Origin of the sequence: Thermus brockianus (assembly GCF_021462505.1) — a bacterium.
Taxonomy (GTDB): Bacteria; Deinococcota; Deinococci; order Deinococcales; family Thermaceae; genus Thermus; species Thermus hydrothermalis.
In genome coordinates this window covers 1-14,450 of sequence record NZ_JAKEDV010000007.1, presented here as the reverse complement: position 1 = coordinate 14,450, position 14,450 = coordinate 1, and the positions used below count along the sequence as shown (strand labels likewise).

The 14,450-nt window shown below is 63.9% G+C and carries 15 protein-coding genes, 1 tRNA gene and 1 pseudogene; 2 read left to right on the top strand and 15 right to left on the bottom strand.

The genetic code is table 11. The annotated features are described in order from the left end of the window. Positions 1 to 32 precede the first annotated feature (32 nt). The 15 genes from LXN00_RS09275 to LXN00_RS09205 form a co-directional block, all read right to left on the bottom strand. Positions 33 to 893, bottom strand: coding sequence for a RodZ domain-containing protein (locus LXN00_RS09275; protein WP_234507573.1), 861 nt, complete (start codon positions 891 to 893; stop codon positions 33 to 35). Between the two features lie 4 nt (positions 894 to 897). Continuing rightward, positions 898 to 1,743: a pseudouridine-5'-phosphate glycosidase gene (locus tag LXN00_RS09270; protein ID WP_234507571.1), complete on the bottom strand. Its 846-nt coding sequence runs from the start codon at positions 1,741 to 1,743 to the stop codon at positions 898 to 900. 7 nt (positions 1,744 to 1,750) lie between these two features. Beyond that, a complete protein-coding gene (locus LXN00_RS09265; RefSeq protein WP_234507569.1) occupies positions 1,751 to 2,509 on the bottom strand; it encodes a DUF4388 domain-containing protein in 759 nt (252 codons plus the stop codon). Further along, positions 2,485 to 3,273, bottom strand: coding sequence for a fructosamine kinase family protein (locus tag LXN00_RS09260; protein ID WP_234507567.1), 789 nt, complete (start codon positions 3,271 to 3,273; stop codon positions 2,485 to 2,487). The genes LXN00_RS09265 and LXN00_RS09260 overlap by 25 nt, the downstream gene beginning before the upstream one ends. Next, positions 3,236 to 3,721 carry a low molecular weight protein-tyrosine-phosphatase gene (locus LXN00_RS09255; RefSeq protein ID WP_418952991.1) on the bottom strand — a complete coding sequence of 162 codons (486 nt, stop codon included), beginning with the start codon at positions 3,719 to 3,721 and terminating at the stop codon, positions 3,236 to 3,238. Before LXN00_RS09255 ends, LXN00_RS09260 begins: the two co-directional genes overlap by 38 nt. Positions 3,722 to 3,740: 19 nt before the next feature. Then, positions 3,741 to 5,288, bottom strand: coding sequence for a sensor histidine kinase (locus LXN00_RS09250; protein WP_234507565.1), 1,548 nt, complete (start codon positions 5,286 to 5,288; stop codon positions 3,741 to 3,743). Then, positions 5,281 to 6,024 (bottom strand): RNA methyltransferase, encoded by a 744-nt coding sequence (locus LXN00_RS09245; protein WP_234507563.1) that lies wholly within the window; start codon positions 6,022 to 6,024, stop codon positions 5,281 to 5,283. Before LXN00_RS09245 ends, LXN00_RS09250 begins: the two co-directional genes overlap by 8 nt. Next, complete coding sequence (locus LXN00_RS09240; RefSeq protein WP_234507793.1) at positions 6,008 to 8,140, bottom strand: transglycosylase domain-containing protein; 2,133 nt, start codon at positions 8,138 to 8,140, stop codon at positions 6,008 to 6,010. The genes LXN00_RS09245 and LXN00_RS09240 overlap by 17 nt, the downstream gene beginning before the upstream one ends. 4 nt (positions 8,141 to 8,144) lie before the next feature. Next, positions 8,145 to 8,525, bottom strand: coding sequence for a response regulator (locus LXN00_RS09235; RefSeq protein ID WP_234507561.1), 381 nt, complete (start codon positions 8,523 to 8,525; stop codon positions 8,145 to 8,147). A gap of 45 nt (positions 8,526 to 8,570) precedes the next feature. Then, a tRNA-Gln gene (locus tag LXN00_RS09230) sits at positions 8,571 to 8,644 on the bottom strand. Positions 8,645 to 8,798: 154 nt separating this feature from the next. Continuing rightward, positions 8,799 to 9,611 carry a hypothetical protein gene (locus LXN00_RS09225; RefSeq protein WP_234507559.1) on the bottom strand — a complete coding sequence of 271 codons (813 nt, stop codon included), beginning with the start codon at positions 9,609 to 9,611 and terminating at the stop codon, positions 8,799 to 8,801. Positions 9,612 to 9,620: 9 nt separating this feature from the next. Next, complete coding sequence (locus LXN00_RS09220) at positions 9,621 to 10,715, bottom strand: sugar transferase (RefSeq protein ID WP_234507557.1); 1,095 nt, start codon at positions 10,713 to 10,715, stop codon at positions 9,621 to 9,623. Between the two features lie 148 nt (positions 10,716 to 10,863). Further along, positions 10,864 to 11,988: a glycosyltransferase family 4 protein gene (locus LXN00_RS09215; protein ID WP_326491135.1), complete on the bottom strand. Its 1,125-nt coding sequence runs from the start codon at positions 11,986 to 11,988 to the stop codon at positions 10,864 to 10,866. Positions 11,989 to 12,451: 463 nt separating this feature from the next. Beyond that, entirely contained in the window at positions 12,452 to 12,847 is a 396-nt protein-coding gene (locus LXN00_RS09210) for a hypothetical protein (protein WP_234507553.1), read from the bottom strand. Between the two features lie 159 nt (positions 12,848 to 13,006). Then, the gene (locus LXN00_RS09205) at positions 13,007 to 13,885 is read right to left on the bottom strand and encodes a glycosyltransferase family 2 protein (RefSeq protein WP_234507552.1); all 879 of its coding nucleotides are present in this window, start codon (positions 13,883 to 13,885) and stop codon (positions 13,007 to 13,009) included. Positions 13,886 to 14,004: 119 nt separating this feature from the next. On the opposite strand from LXN00_RS09205, the gene LXN00_RS09200 reads away from it, so the two are divergent. Both LXN00_RS09200 and LXN00_RS09195 read left to right on the top strand, forming a co-directional pair. Continuing rightward, positions 14,005 to 14,151 carry a hypothetical protein gene (locus LXN00_RS09200; protein ID WP_234507551.1) on the top strand — a complete coding sequence of 49 codons (147 nt, stop codon included), beginning with the start codon at positions 14,005 to 14,007 and terminating at the stop codon, positions 14,149 to 14,151. Then, positions 14,079 to 14,450, top strand: a pseudogene (locus LXN00_RS09195) (IS982 family transposase); the annotation flags it as partial. The gene LXN00_RS09200 and the pseudogene LXN00_RS09195, both read left to right, overlap by 73 nt.

The window sequence follows — 14,450 nt, the reverse complement described above, 5'->3', positions numbered from 1 at the left end:
GTTGCAGTATAGCGAAAACCCGAGGCCCCCGCCTAGGGGAAGCTCCGGGTCAGGGGCTTTCCCGGCTCCCCCAAAAGCCCCAGGTCCTTTCCGTCCAAAAAGACCCGCACCCCCCCGGGGTTCCCCGCCCGCACCTCCACGGGGAGGTCAAAGCTAAGCTCCGTGCCCACCTCGGGGATGCCCTCGTAAAGCCGCTTCTCCCCCTGGGTCACCCGAAGCCAGCTCCTGCCCTCTAGCTTGAGCACGAGCTTCCCCGCCTGCGCCGAAGGAGCCGGGGCGGGAGCGGGCGCCTGGGGAAGGGGCGAAAGCCGCAGGTTCAGGGAAAGGTCCCGGTCCAGGAGGATCTCCTCCTCCCACGGGACGTAGCCGGGAAGCTCCACCCGCAAAACCCGCCTTCCCTCCTCCAAGGGCGGGGTCACCAGGGGGGTCTGGCCCAGGTAAAAGCCGTCCAGGTACACCCGGGCCCCGGGGGGCTCGCTCGCCACCCGGAGGGCGTGGCGAAGGGGCTCAGGGGGCTTCGGGGGTTCGGGTAAGGCCACCACCTGGGTGGGGGCGGGCCTCAGGAGGAGGTAGGCTCCATAGCCCAATGCCCCAAGGACCAAAAGGAGAAGGAGCCAAAGGGACCAAGGCCGCCCCCTTTTCCGGGGAGGAGGGGGCTCGGGGGAGGGGACCACGGGGTAAAGGGCCAGGAGGGGCTCGGGGTCCAGGCCCAAAAGCCGGGCGTACCGCCTGAGGTAGCCGCGGACCAAGGCGGGTTCGGGAAGCGCCTCAAAGCGGCAGGCCTCGAGGGCCTCCAACACCCCCACCTTTAGGGAAAGCCTCTCGGCCGCCTCCTTTAGGCTTAGGCCCTTCTCCTCCCGCGCCCGCCTAAGCCTTTCCCCCAGCTCGCACACAAGCCTATTCTAGCCCCGCAAGGGCCCGGGCCACCTGGGCCGCCAAGCGGGCGTTTTCCAAGAGGAGGCGCCGGTTCACCCGGTCCGTTTCCCCGTGGGAAAGCTCGGAAAGCCGCCGGAGGAGGTAGGGGGTGAGGGCCTTGCCGTAGACCCCTTCCCTAGCCGCTTGGTGGCTCGCCTCCTCCACCCACGCCGCCACCCGCTCATAGGGGATCCCCTCGGAAACGGGGTTCATCAGCAAAACCGCCCCCAGGCCGAGCTCCTTAGCCTCTCGGTACACCTGGGCCGCCTCCAGGGGGCTTTCCACCCGGGCGGGCACGGGGTAGGGGGAAACGGGCGAGAAGAAGGCGGGCAGGCGGTCCGTGCGGTAGCCCACCACGCTCACCCCCAGGGTTTCCAGCCGCTCCAAGGTGGCCCTCAGGTCCAGGATGGCCTTGGGCCCGGAGGCCACCACCAGGATGGGGGTGCGGGCCAGGGCCACGAGGTCGGCGCTCTCGTCGTGGGGCTCGGGGTGCACCCCGCCGATGCCCCCCGTGGCGAAGACCTCTATCCCGTGGCGGTGGGCCAGGTGGACCGTGGCCGCCACCGTGGTGCCGGCGCTCTTCCCCTTGGCGAGGAGGGCCGCCAGGTTCCAAAGGCTCGCCTTCTCCGCCCCGCCTTGGGCGAGGCGCTCCATCTCATCCCTGCTTAGGCCCACCCGCACCGCCCCGTCCAGCAGGGCGATGGTGCGCGGGCTTGCCCCCTCTTCCCGCACCGCCTCCTCCAATCCCAAGGCCACCTCCAGGTTCAAGGGATAGGGCAGGCCGTGGGTGAGAACGGCAGATTCCAAGGCCACCAAGGCTTCCCGCATGGGGCCACTATACCTCGGGCCAGACCAGGACCTCTTCCCCCACCTTGAGCCCGTGGAAGAGGAGGAGTTCGGGAGCAAGCCTTAGCTCCACCCCAAGCCCTTCCGCTCCCTCCACGGGCAAAACCGCCTCCTTCGCCCCCTTGACCCGCACGCGGGTAAAGCCCCCGTAGTGGGCCCGCCAGGCCTTGAGGAGGAGGGCATCCACCTGGGCGCCCCGCTTTCCCAGGGTTACCTGGAGCCGGGCGGTGCGGGGTACCCGGGGCGAAACCTCCACCAGGCGCAGCCGGGCCAGGTGGCCGAGGCGCTTCAGCACCTCCTCCAGGGGCCTAGAGGGCCCCACGAGGTCCAAGGGGCTCTTGCCCTGGCCCAGGTCCTCGAGGAGGGCGAGCTCCACCGGGTCCAAGGTGGCCCCCACCGCCCCGAGCCGAGTGGAGGGGCGGACCAGGTCAAAGGGACCCACCTCCACCCTTTCGTCCAGGGTGCGGATGGCCTTGAGGAGGTAGGCCTCCAAGGGCCCCGAAAGGGTGGTGAGGGGGGCCCTGCCCCCCAGGTGGAAGCGGAAACGCCCTTCCTTTAGGGCGAGGACCTCCAAAAGGGCCTCCCGGCCCACCCGGCCCAGGAAGGCGGCGTGCACGGGGCGGCCCCGCTCCAGGTAGACCTCCCCCACCCCGCCCGGGGTTTCCACCTGGAAAAGCCCCGTCCTGCCCCCCTGGGCCAGGAGTTGCAGGAGGTCAATGGGGCCTAAGAGGCGGAAATCGCCTTCCATAGTGCCCCCAGGTAGCCCCGGCCAAAGAAGTGCACGTGGGCGAGGAGGTAGTACACCTGGTACCGGGGCAGGGCTCTGGCCACCGCCTCGGGTACCGGGTAAAGGGCCTCATAGGCCCGCCAGAAGGCGGGAGGGAAGCCCCCGAAAAGCCGCATCATGGCCAGGTCCACCCCCCTCTCCCCCACGAAGAAGGAGGGGTCCAGGAGGGCCGGCCCCCCTTGGGCGAAGTGGACGTTCCCGTGCCAGAGGTCCCCGTGGAGGGGAGCCGGGCCCTCCGTGGGGAGGGGTTCCCGGAAAAGGGCCTCCACCTTGGGCCCAAGCCCCTCTAGGCGCTCCCAGGTGGCCTTTAGAAGGGGCTCCACGCACCGCAGGAAGAAGAACTCCATCCACTCCCCCCCTCGGCGCCCGGGAAGGGGAAAGGTGCCGAGAAAGCCGGGCTCGGCCCAGTACACCGCCTCCTTCTGCCGGTGCAAGCGGGCGAGCATGGCGGCAAGCCCCTCCCAGTCCTCCTTCCCCGGGGCCAGGTACGCCAGCACCAGGCCCTCCTCCGCCACGTGGAGCACCCGGGGCACCCTCACCCCCCTTTTCCCGAGCTCGGCCAGTCCTTTGGCCTCGGCGGGGAAAAGGCCCGGCGGGGGGTCTTCCGCCACCTTCACCACGTAGGGCCCCACCCGCCACACCCGGGCCATATCCCCCCCGTGGAGGGGAAGGAGGGGGCCTTCCGCCTCAAGCCCCGCCCGCCGGAGAAGCGCCCTTGGGTCCATGGACCTCCAGGAAGGCCCTACAGGCGGCCTCCACCGTCCAGTAGACCTCGAGGCAGTCCTGGTAGTCCCCGTGGTAGGGGTCTTTCACCTCGCCCCCGCCCAGGTAGTCCAGGAGGAGCCGCACCTTGCCCCGGGCCTCGGGGAAGCGCCTTAGGACCTCGGCCAGGTTCTCTCGGTCCATGACCAGGATGTGGTCGTAGTAGAGGGCGTCCTCCCGGGTCATGGCCCGGGCCACGTGGGGGAAGTAGGCCCCTTCCGCCTCCAAGACCCGCCGGGCCCTGGGGTCCATGGGCTCTCCCGCGTGCCAAGCCCCGGTGCCGGCGGAGTCCACCTCAAAGTGGGCCTCGAGGCCCCGCTCCCTTAGGAGCTTGCGGAAAGCCCCTTCCGCCAATGGGCTTCGGCAGATGTTGCCCAAGCAGACAAAGAGCACGCGCGTGGGGCGCTCCATACCCTCCATCATAGGGCCCCTAGTAGGGCACCTCCGCCCCCACCTCCGTGCCCTTCCCCGGGGCCGAGGCCACCCAGAAACGCCCTCCCCGGGCCTCCACCCGCTCCCGCATCTGGGTGAGGCCAAAGCCTCCCAAGCCCTGGGCCTCGGGGTTTTGGAAACCTTGGCCGTTGTCCCGCACGACAAGCCTCGCCCCCCTTTCCCCCAAGGGCTCCAAGACCACCTCCACCCGGGTGGGCCTGGCGTGCTTGGCGGCGTTGGTGAGGGCCTCCTGGAGGACGCGGAAGAGCACAAGCTCGCTCGCCTGGGATAGCCCCACGGCCTCGGGCAAGGAAAGGTTTACCCGGAACCCCGCCTGCTCGGCGAAGGCCTGGGCGTAGCGGCGCACGGACTCCAGGAAGCCGTAGCGCTCCAGGTCAATGGGCCTGAGGGCGAAGATGCTCCGGCGCACCTCCCGGATCTGGCTCCGCAAGGTGTCCTTCACCTCGGAAAGCGCCTTTAGGGCGGCCTCCCGGTCCTTGTCCAAAAGCCTTTCCGCCAGGTCCAGCTTCAGGGCCATGAAGGCCAGGCTTTGCGCCAGGCCGTCGTGGATCTCCCGGGCGATCCGGGTGCGCTCCTCGTTGATGGCGAGCTCCTCGGCCCTCAGGTAGGCCTGGGCGTTCCGCACCGCCAGGGCCACCTGGGAGGCCAGGAAGGAAAGGAAGGGGATGCGCCGGGAAAGGCCTTTCCCCTTGAGCACCAAGACCCCCACGGGCTCCCTGGCCTTCAGGGGTAGGGCCAGGGTCTCGGGGGCCACGAACACCGGACCCTCCAAGGCCCCCTTCCAAGCCCCCTCGGGGAGGAAGGGATGGGCGGGGAGGGCTAGGTTGCGCACCACCCGGGGGAGCAAGAACCCCTCCTCGTCCAGAAGAAGCACCCCGCCCCCCTCCGCCTCCGCCCAGTCCTGGATGCGCTCCAAGAGGTTCTCCAGAAGCCGGTCCAGGTTGGCCTCCGCCTTCAGGGCCTGGTCCACCTCAAAGAGGGTGAGGAGGTCACGGCTTCGCGCCACCACCGCCTGCAAGGCCCCGCCCACCTCGTGGGCCAACACCTCCAGGAAGGCCCGCTCCGGGGTGGGGGGACAGGCCTCCAGGTACCCCCTGAGGCCGGGAAGCTCCACCCTCACCCCCCCACACTCCTCCCCCGCCCGCACGCCCTCCACCTCCAGGGCCAGGGGGTAGCCCAGGGTTTCCTGGAGGGCCCGGGCCACGCGGTGGACAGCCTCCTCCAGGTTCTCGCTCTCCAGGGCCTCCCGGAAGACCCGCCCCGCCGCCAAAAGCCTGCGGTTGGCCTCCTCCAAAGCCCTTTCCGCCCGGAGCTTCTCCAAGACCTCCTGGGCGATCCACTCCAAGACGGCGTAGGTGACCAAAGGCCCCACCAGGCCGTAAAAGCCCAGGCGGAGCCAAAGGAGGGCATCCACGTGCCGGTAGGGGAAAAGGGCCAGCTCAAAGACCACCACCACCAAGGCGATGAGGGGCGGCAAGAGGCGTTGGGCTAAGCGGACGAGGCGGTAGAGGCTTTGGCTAGCCATCCTTCTTCCCCATGGCGTAACGGCTTTGGTGGAGTAGCCCCCTTAAGAGCTGCACCTCCCCCGGGGAAAGCCGGGCCTTATGCAGGATGCGGCGCAGGCGGCGCATGGCGTAGGGGTGGCGGTGGGGGTCGGTGAAGCCGATCTCCAGGATGTACCGCCCGAGATCGGCGAAGAGGGCCTCCAGGGCCTCCGTGGGGGCGAGCGTTTCCTTTTCGCCCGCTTCCCACCCTATCGCCCCCTTGTAGAGCTCATAGGCGAAGACCACCACCGCCTGGGCCAGGTTCAAGGAGGGTTGCTCGGGGGCGGTGGGGATGGTGCCGATCAGGTGGGCCAGGTCCAACTCCTCGTTGGTGAGGCCGAAGGTTTCCCGGCCGAAGACCAAGGCCACCTCCCCCTCCACGGCGAGGGCGTGGCGCGGCACCTCCCAGGCGGGCACCACGGGGGCGGGGTATAGCTCCCTGGGCCGGCCCGTGGTGGCCACCACGAAGTGGGTGCCCTCGAGGGCCTCCAAAAGGTTTTCCGTCACCACGGCCCCGTCCAAAATCCCCTCGGCGTGCACCGCAAGCCAGTAGGCCTCCCGGGCCCAGGGCGGCCCCACCCGGGGATGGGGGTTCACCACGTAAAGCCGGGAAAGGCCGAAGTTGCGCATGGCCCGGGCTACAGCCCCCACGTTCATGGGCTCCTGCGGCTCCACCAAGACGATGCGGATATGGCTCAGGTCAGGGCGAGGTTCCATGGGACTCCTCCAAGGGTGGGGTGGGCGGGGCCTCCGGTGGCGTCTGGCCCTGGGGTTCAGAGGGGAGCACGGGGGCGGTCTCGGAAGGGGGTTCTGCCGGGGGAAGGGGCACCTTGCCCTGGGGAAACCACATGGCTACCCCCTCCGGCGAGGGCAGGCCCGAAACCAGGTCCACCCGGGCCTCCACGAGCCCGGAAGGCGGGGGAAAGTCGCCCCCCGGGCGGCCCCTTAGGGCCTCCGCCACGAAGGCCCGCCAGATGGGCGGGTTGACCACGGAGCTAGAGGGCTCCCGCCCCCCCATGCGCAGGGGCTTGTTGTCGTCCCGGCCCACCCAGACCACGGCGGAAAGCCCCCGGGTCACCCCTGCGAACCAGAGGTCGCGGGCCTCGTTGGTGGTGCCCGTCTTACCCCCCACCACCCGGCCCGGGATGCGGGCCCCCTTGGCCAGGCCCTTCTCCCCCAGGTCGTACACGTAGCCCTTCAGGAGGTCCCACCCTTGGTAGGCGGCCTCAGGGCTAAAGAGCCTCCGGCGCTCAGGGGTAGCCTGGTAGAGGAGCCTTCCCTGGGCGTCCTCCACCCTCAGGACGTAAAGGGGCGTGACCCGGTAGCCCCCGTTGGCGAAGGCGGCGTAGGCGGCGGCCAGGTCCACGGGGGTGATGGAGGCCCCGCCGATGGCGATGGCCAAGGTGGGGTAGCGCACGGCAAACCCCGCCTCGGAAAGCTTCCGCGCCACCTTCTCCACGCCGATGGCGTTGGCGGTGTAGATGGCGGGGAGGTTGAGGGAGAGGTCCAGGGCGTAGCGCACGGTGATCTCCCGGTTGAGGAAGGTCCCCGAGAAGTTCTTGGGCCGCCACACCCCCCCAGGCTGGCTGGGGTCGGGAAACTCCAGGGGACGGTCGGGCACCAAGCTGGCCTGGGTAAAGCCCTCCTCAAAGGCGGTGGCGTAGACGAAGGGCTTGACGGCGCTTCCCGGGTTCCGCAGGGCCCGGGTGGCCCGGTTGTACTCGTCCCCCTCCCGCCTAACCCCCCCCACCAGGGCCAGGACCTCCCCTGTTTCCGGGTCCAAGCCCACGATGGCGAGGTCCGCCCCCTCGGGCAGGCGGGCCTCCGCAGCCGCCCGTTCCGCCGCCCGCTGCATGGCGGGGTCCAGGGTGGTGTAGACCTTAAGCCCCCCTTCCCCATAGACCTTCTCCCGGCCGAAGCGGGCCTCGAGGAAGCGCCGCACCTCCAAGACGAAGTGGGGGGCCATGCGGAAGTCCAGTTGGCGCACGAGCCGGGCCTCGGGGTCCACGAGCTCGGCCTCCAGCAGGTTCCCCTCGCCATCGTACCGGGCCCGCCACCCCTTGGGCACCAGGGGTTCCCGCCAGGCGGCCTCGGCCACCTCCGGGCTCACCCACCCCTCGGCCACCATCTGGTCCAGGAGAAGGCGCATGCGCTGGCGCACCCCGGAAAGGTCAGCATAGCGGGCGTTAGGGGCGGGGATGAGCGAGGCCAGGTAAAGCCCCTCCGCCAGGGTCAAGGCGGCCGGGTCCTTGCCAAAGTAGGCCTCCGCCGCCCCCTTGATCCCCACGGCGTTGCCGCCCCAGGGGATCACGTTCAGGTACATTTCCAAGATTTCTTCCTTGGTGTAGCGCCGCTCCAGCTCCAAGGCCAAGGCCCACTCCTTGAACTTGCGCTCCAGGGAACGGGCCTGGGCCAGCTCCTTGAGGAGGGTGTTCTTGATGACCTGGGTGGTGATGGTGCTTCCCCCTTGCAGGTCCCCTTGGAGGATGGCCCAAAGGGCGCCCACCATGCGTACGAAGTCCACCCCGTAGTGCTGGAAAAAGCGGCGGTCCTCGGAAAAAACGACGGCCGCCACCGCCGCCGGGGAAACTTCCTCGAGGCGCACCAGGCTCCGGTGGATGGCCCGTCCCTCCTCCACGCTGGCGATCTGGGCGATGGGCGTGCCATCCCGGGCGTAAAGGACCGAGGTGGCGGTGAGGCGTAGGCGCTCAAACTGGGACAGGTCGGGCAGATGGCGGGTGTACCCATAGGCGAGATAGCCCAAGGCCAGGGCAGCCCCGACCAAGAGCCCCAAGAACGTCACGGCAAGAAGTCGGAACACCCGCACGCCCACCAGTTTACCCAACCTCCCCTTCTTGGGGAGAACCGCCCACAAGCTGGAAAAGCTTCTCGCGGCTCAGGGGCTTCTCCAGAGGCGCCACGCGAACCACTTCCGCCGTGGTACGAAGCCTATCCGACGGAGAAATGAGCACAGCCAAGGGCACGCCCTTAAGGCGTCTAACGTGGCGGATACGGGCCGCCACAGCAAAGGGGTCCACGTCCAAGTCCTCATCTAAAAGGATGGCCTTGGGAGTATGGTCTAAAAGCCAAAAAAGCCCTTCCTTAGCCGAATCAAAGTAACGTAGGGGGAGCCCTGATTCCGAGAGGACAAGCTCCACGTAGGCGCGCAGCGCCTCGTTGCGGCTTAATAGGAGCAGTCCCGGGTACTCCGTGGCCACGGGGCCAGTTTACCGGAGAGGTGCGAAAAATCTATGAAAAAAATTTGGCTGGGGCGCGTGGACTCGAACCACGACCGGCGGATCCAAAGTCCGCTGTCCTGCCATTAGACGACGCCCCAGCGTCCAAGGGGGATTGTAGGGCAAAACCCTCCTGCCGTCAAACCCCCTCTTCCGGAAGCGACCCATCCTGCCCATAAACAAGGCCATGTGTGTCGCACCAAAAAGCCTTCCAGGCAGAAATAAGCCCCCCCGGATATCTCACCCTCCTCTACCTCAGGCCCGCAAAAGCTCTCTGGTAAAGACCAAGAGACTTCCAAATAACCAAAAGGTTAAGGTGGCTAGCACCCCATATCGCCAGGGATACCGCTCTTGCGGGTGTTCTGGGATTTGCGCTGCCTGGAGAAGGCTTAGGCTCGAGGCCAAGGTTTCCTCCACCAACCCATGCAACGCCGTTTCCTCCTGGTAGGCTTCAAGTTGGCGGATGCGCACCTCCATAAGGGTCGCTGTAGCTTGGAAGTGCTGGGGGATGGAAGAATCGGGATTTTTCTGCGCAAGCGCTTGAAGCGCTTCCCTTAGCTCCCCTAACCCCTGACGAAGCACCATCTCCTCTCCACGAAGATAGCTTCGCCAAAAAGCCTCTACCCGTTTCCTCAGTTCCCCCTCAATAACTTCGTAGACCTCGTGGGCTTCTCTTTGTGCCTCCTCGGGGGTACTACCAAAACCCCTCAGGCTCAGTACGCCACTCCTATACACCGCATCAAACTTCCCTTTCGTTTGGTTTTCGCTTAAAACCTCAGTTAAAGTATCACCAATCCAATCGCCCCAGGGTAGCTGGCTCGGACGCGGGAGAGCTAAGGAAACCCCTTCCGTCGCCAAAGGCATGGGTTCTACTAAAAAGGAAACCCCCTCTTGAGGCTTTTTTGTGGCTACTTGCACCGCCATCTCGCTCACATAACGCGGTGGCAATAGAACACTACCCCACCCCACGAGCACCCCAAGAAGCAAACCGCCCCCCAAGAGCCAGTACCAACTCCGTCGCAATGCCTTGAGGAGATCTAAAAAGGTCACCTCTGCTTCTGCGTTCATACCCAAAGTTCAACGTGCCCCAAAACCCGTACCGATAACCCAAAGGGTCTTTACCAGAATCCGAAGGTCAAGCCAAAAGGAGAGATGCTTGATGTAGTATAGGTCGTAGCTGAGCTTAACCAGGGTTCCCTCCACCCCTTCCGCATATCCCTGCTGCACCTGGGCCCAGCCCGTAAGCCCTGGACGGACGCTGTGGCGCAAGGGATAAAGGGGAATTTCTTTCGCGTAAGCCTCCGCCAAGATCCGTTGCTCCGGTCTCGGGCCTACAAGGCTCATATCCCCCTTCAAAATATTCCAGAACTGCGGCAACTCGTCCAACCGGTAGCGCCGCAAGAAGCGGCCAAGGCGGGTTATCCTGGCCTCTTCTTCACCCGCATACACCCCTTCCCGCGGAGCGCCCCGCATGGTGCGGAACTTGTAGGCCCTAAAAGGGCGCCCACCCAGGCCCACACGCTCCTGAGCAAAAAGCACAGGCCGGCCTAAGTCCAGGTAGACCAAAAGCGCTACGAGAAGCCCCAAGACAAGGAGAAAGGGCGAAAGGACAAGGACCAGCCCCACCTCCCACACCCGCTTGAACCACGGATATAGCCCCCGGTCCGTCTCCGCCAAGGCCATGAGGCCCTCGTTGAAATCGGGGCCTAGGGGTACCCTACCCGTATACCCTTCGTACACGCTCGCCGCATGGAGGATGGGTATCCCCCTCAGGGAAGCCTCCGCCAGAAAGGGCAAAGCCTTTGGGTCCAGGTGATGGAGGTCCGCCACCACCCCCTCCACCTCATCAAGACGGACCACGGGAAGTTCCCCCCTGAAGTGCGCCTTAAGCCAATCCGCCACCCCACCGGGAACGAGGGCAAGCCGCACAGGGGGCATACGGGTCAGGTAGAACACCAAAAGGGGGAAGGCAAAGAGGGTAGCCATCAGGAGATAACCCCTAGAGTAGTAAAGCCTCCCCAAAGCCAAAACCGCCACCAAAAGGAGGGTAAAAAGCAAGAGGTTAAAGGCCGCAAGCCCCCAGGCCTCCTTCCCCGGATAGCGGGCCATCCGGTCGGTGGAGAGAAAAGCCAAGAGATGGGCGAGGACAGTAAGGAACACGAGCGTGCCCACCTCCCCCCTCCAAGGGGGCAGACCAAAGAAGACAAGGGCCCCTAAGAGCGCAGGGAGCAGACCCAGGGCAAGCCAGGGACTGGGCCAACTCCTTGGTTTGATAAGCCGATAGGGCAGCTTTAGCTCCAACACGCCCATGCCCTCCATGCTACCCTACAACTCCCTGAAAAGGGGATGAAGGGGCGGCCAAAAGCTCCTCGTAGGCGGCCCAAACCTGGCGAAGCATCCTCTCCAGGGTAAAGTGGGCTTCATACCTCTTTCGCCCTTCCCTCCCCAGAGCTACCCTCAGACTCGGGTCCTGGAGCAAAAGGGCAAGGCGCTCCCGCAAAAGCGTCACATCTCCCCGGGGCACCAGGAAACCTGTTCTGCCCTCCAGCACAGCCTCCCGCACCCCCCCCACATCGCTCGCCACCACGGGAAGCCCTGCCCGCATGGCCTCCAACACGGAAAGGGGCAAGCCCTCCCAATTGGAAGCCAGGACAAAAACCTGCGCGTCGGCCAGGATACGGTCCACATCCAACCGCTTCCCAAGAAAACGGACCCGCTGCTCCAGGCCTAAGCGTTCCGCCAGGGCCTGTACTTCGGGCAAAAGAGGCCCTTGGCCCACCAGGTCTAAGCGCCATGGAAGATCCCTTAGCTCCGCAAGCGCCCTAAGCAAGAGGGCATGGTCTTTTTGCGGCGCGAAGCGCCCCACCATGACGATCCTGGGGGGATTGTGGCTTGGATTCGCCCGCAAAGGGGTGTCCGGAACCCCGTTCCATACCAGGCGAATCCTTTCGGGAGGCACCACTCGGTAACGTAGAGCAAGCTCCCGGTCCCTTTCGGACACAGCGAGGACGAGGTCTCCAGCCCGGCCCGCCAGGCGCTCCAAGGTGAGGGCTAAAGCCCTTCGTGCGGGGCTCACCCCGTCAGTAAAAGCCCAACCATGGGCTGTAAAGATACTCTTTATTCCCAGACTCTTCGCCGCAAGCCGGCCTAGGAAACCCGCCTTGGAGGAGTGGGCATGGACTAGATGGGGGCGAACCCTCCGGATTAACTCCCTTACTTCCCCAAGTCCCCGCCAGTCCGATACGGGCCTTAACGGTTGGACCAGGTGAGCAAGCAGGTGGGTTTCCACCCCCAGCTCCCGGGCAGCCTCCACCAAGAAATCCTCTTGGTCCTGCCCCACGGCCAGGTGCAGTTCAGCCCTGCCCCGAAAAGCCCTTAGGAGCTCCAGAAGGTGCATCTGGGCCCCTCCTGGCTCGGCTCGGGTAATCAGATAAAAGACCCGCATAGCATGACCATGCTAAACCAAGCATAAGCCACTGATGCCGCCAATGGACCGTATCTATGACGAAGCTCTCTACAAGAACGTCGGCAAGACTTGCGAATTAGGATCTCATGCAGCGAACTACCTTGCCTCAACGCACACCTAAGCGCTTTAGTCATGGTGAAGCCTATAAAAGCTAACCATAGCCAAAGGCCAATCCACCCGGTTTCATAAGCTAAGCGAACATAAGAATTATGGGTAGCGTATTCTAAAAGGTATTCAGCCGATCCAGGACCCTTCCCTAAGGGATCGCTCAAAGCAGCTAAAAGCGCCTTCGCTTGAGCACCAAACCTATCCTGGTCATAGGGTTGAAAGCCCAGGCGCGAAGCGAAGCCATCATCCAACAAATATGCGAACACAAAAAAGCTCCAAACACATTGGGGTCTTTAAAAAAGCCCACCAACCTAGATCCTCCCCAGAGCAATCCCTAGAGGCCTGGCACGCCTATGAAAGCGAGAATGCCCAAAAGAGAAGTTGATAAGGAACCCACTAAATATCCTGCACCAAAGTAAATGAAAGCCTTCTTTTCTAGCCCCATGAAGAAAAACGAAGTAAAAACCAGATAAAGTGTGACAAGCGTATAGTAGACCACTCGCTCCACGGGAACAAGTCCCCCATGCTTCCCTCCAAAAGCAAGCAACAAAGAAGGCAGGTGGCTAAGCACGAACAAGCCGAGCAAAACGAAAGGCACAACATGGCTAGTCCGCCAAACAAAGTACTTATATCCCAACAGTACAACTAAAGGCAACGCCAAATCAAAAATGGCGGGCTCCCAGCGTACAATAGACAAAGAAACCCCCAGAGCGAAAAACACACCAAGCATCCCCCTCTCAACCACGACCCCACTAGTTGCAACCATTAGTTATAGCCCCCCCAACATAGAAATTTTGTGAGCACAAGGCTTCATCTCGGTATCAACAGCAACAGCCAAACACTTTCCCCTGTCCTCTTCCGTCAAGAGTCTAATCCAAAGAGGTCTTGCTTAGCCGCCATCCCATCCTGGAACAGTGGTTGCGATAATCCTTGCCATGAGATTGGAAAAATAAACTCTATCCTCAGGCGTAACCTTCGCAAAAGATGCCCGCCTCTCCAAAAACTTTTGCTTACCCAGAAGCTCAGCAAGCACAACCATCCCCTCCTTTGCCCACGATCTAACGACTAGCCGAGCAGTGGCACCCCATCCCACCAAACTGGGACCGTACTTCCACATAATTCTCCTTTCACTGCGGTAGCCCGTTCGCAGAGCATGGCTCCGCGGTAACCCAAACCACCGGTAAAAGTACAGCGGTTCCTTCAGCACCGTAAGCTTGGATGTAGTATAAGTTCGCACAAACAACTCCCGATCTTCGGCTCTTGGAAATTCTAACGAGTAAGGGTGAGCCAGAAACCAACTGCGCCGCGCCATCAAGGACGCATGCAGGTACCCACCGCGTGAAAGAACCTCTTGAACCGAGGGTTGATTCCCTGGAAACAGGGCAACCAATCGGTTATCCCTATCCATTAGGTATGCTGCCGTCGTTACGCCATCCACCTCCGGATGGCTCTCCAAGTAGTGCACCTGCTTTTCTATACGTTCTGGGTGCATAATATCATCGGCATCCATGCGTGCAATATATTCCCCTCGCGCCAACGCAGTAATCTGGTTCAACCTAGCAGGCAGACCTTTGTTGACTCCATCTCTAAATACCCTTACCCTCGGGTCCCGTATTGCCATTGCACGCTCGTAGCTCCCGTCGTCAGAACCATCATCTACCAAGATTAGCTCCCAATTTTCGTAAGTCTGTGCGAAGACTGAACGTACTGCCAGCTCAAGGAACGGACCTGGATTACGAAAAGGGATTCCAATGGTCACTAGACGCATACTTGCCCTACCCACTCCCGTCCGCTATATTAACCCACATTTGCCACCTATCCCCGGATTGAAAACCATAGCAGCCGGTATGCCTTCGCGCATCATACCGGCCTCCTGCACTCTAGACGATGCCCCCAAGCCAAGACGCCTCCATCCGCCACCCCACCCTGGCCGCCATGGAACGGGGAGGCAAGCACAACCAAGCCCTGGGCCTCGCCCAAAACCTGACCACCGGATCTTTATCCCCAGGGAGCGGGTCCCCTTCCACGGCCTGAAGCTCTACCTCCTGGTGGACCACGGGAAGTTCCCCCACGAGGTGAACCTGACCCCGGAAAGCCTTCATGGCTTGACCGCTTTCCTTCTCCTCCCCCTGGACCCTCCCGAGGGGGCGGAGCGCTACCTGGACCAGGGGTACGAGCGCCGTCTCCACGGACCTCTGCAGGAAAGCCCAGGGGATGATTCCCATGGGGATCCGAAGGGGGAAGAGTGGGTGCGATGTGCCCACCTGGCCATGGTGGGGCGGCGGGTGGTGGAAGCGGTGGGGAGCGCCCTCCACGCCTCCTTTCCCAGGCGG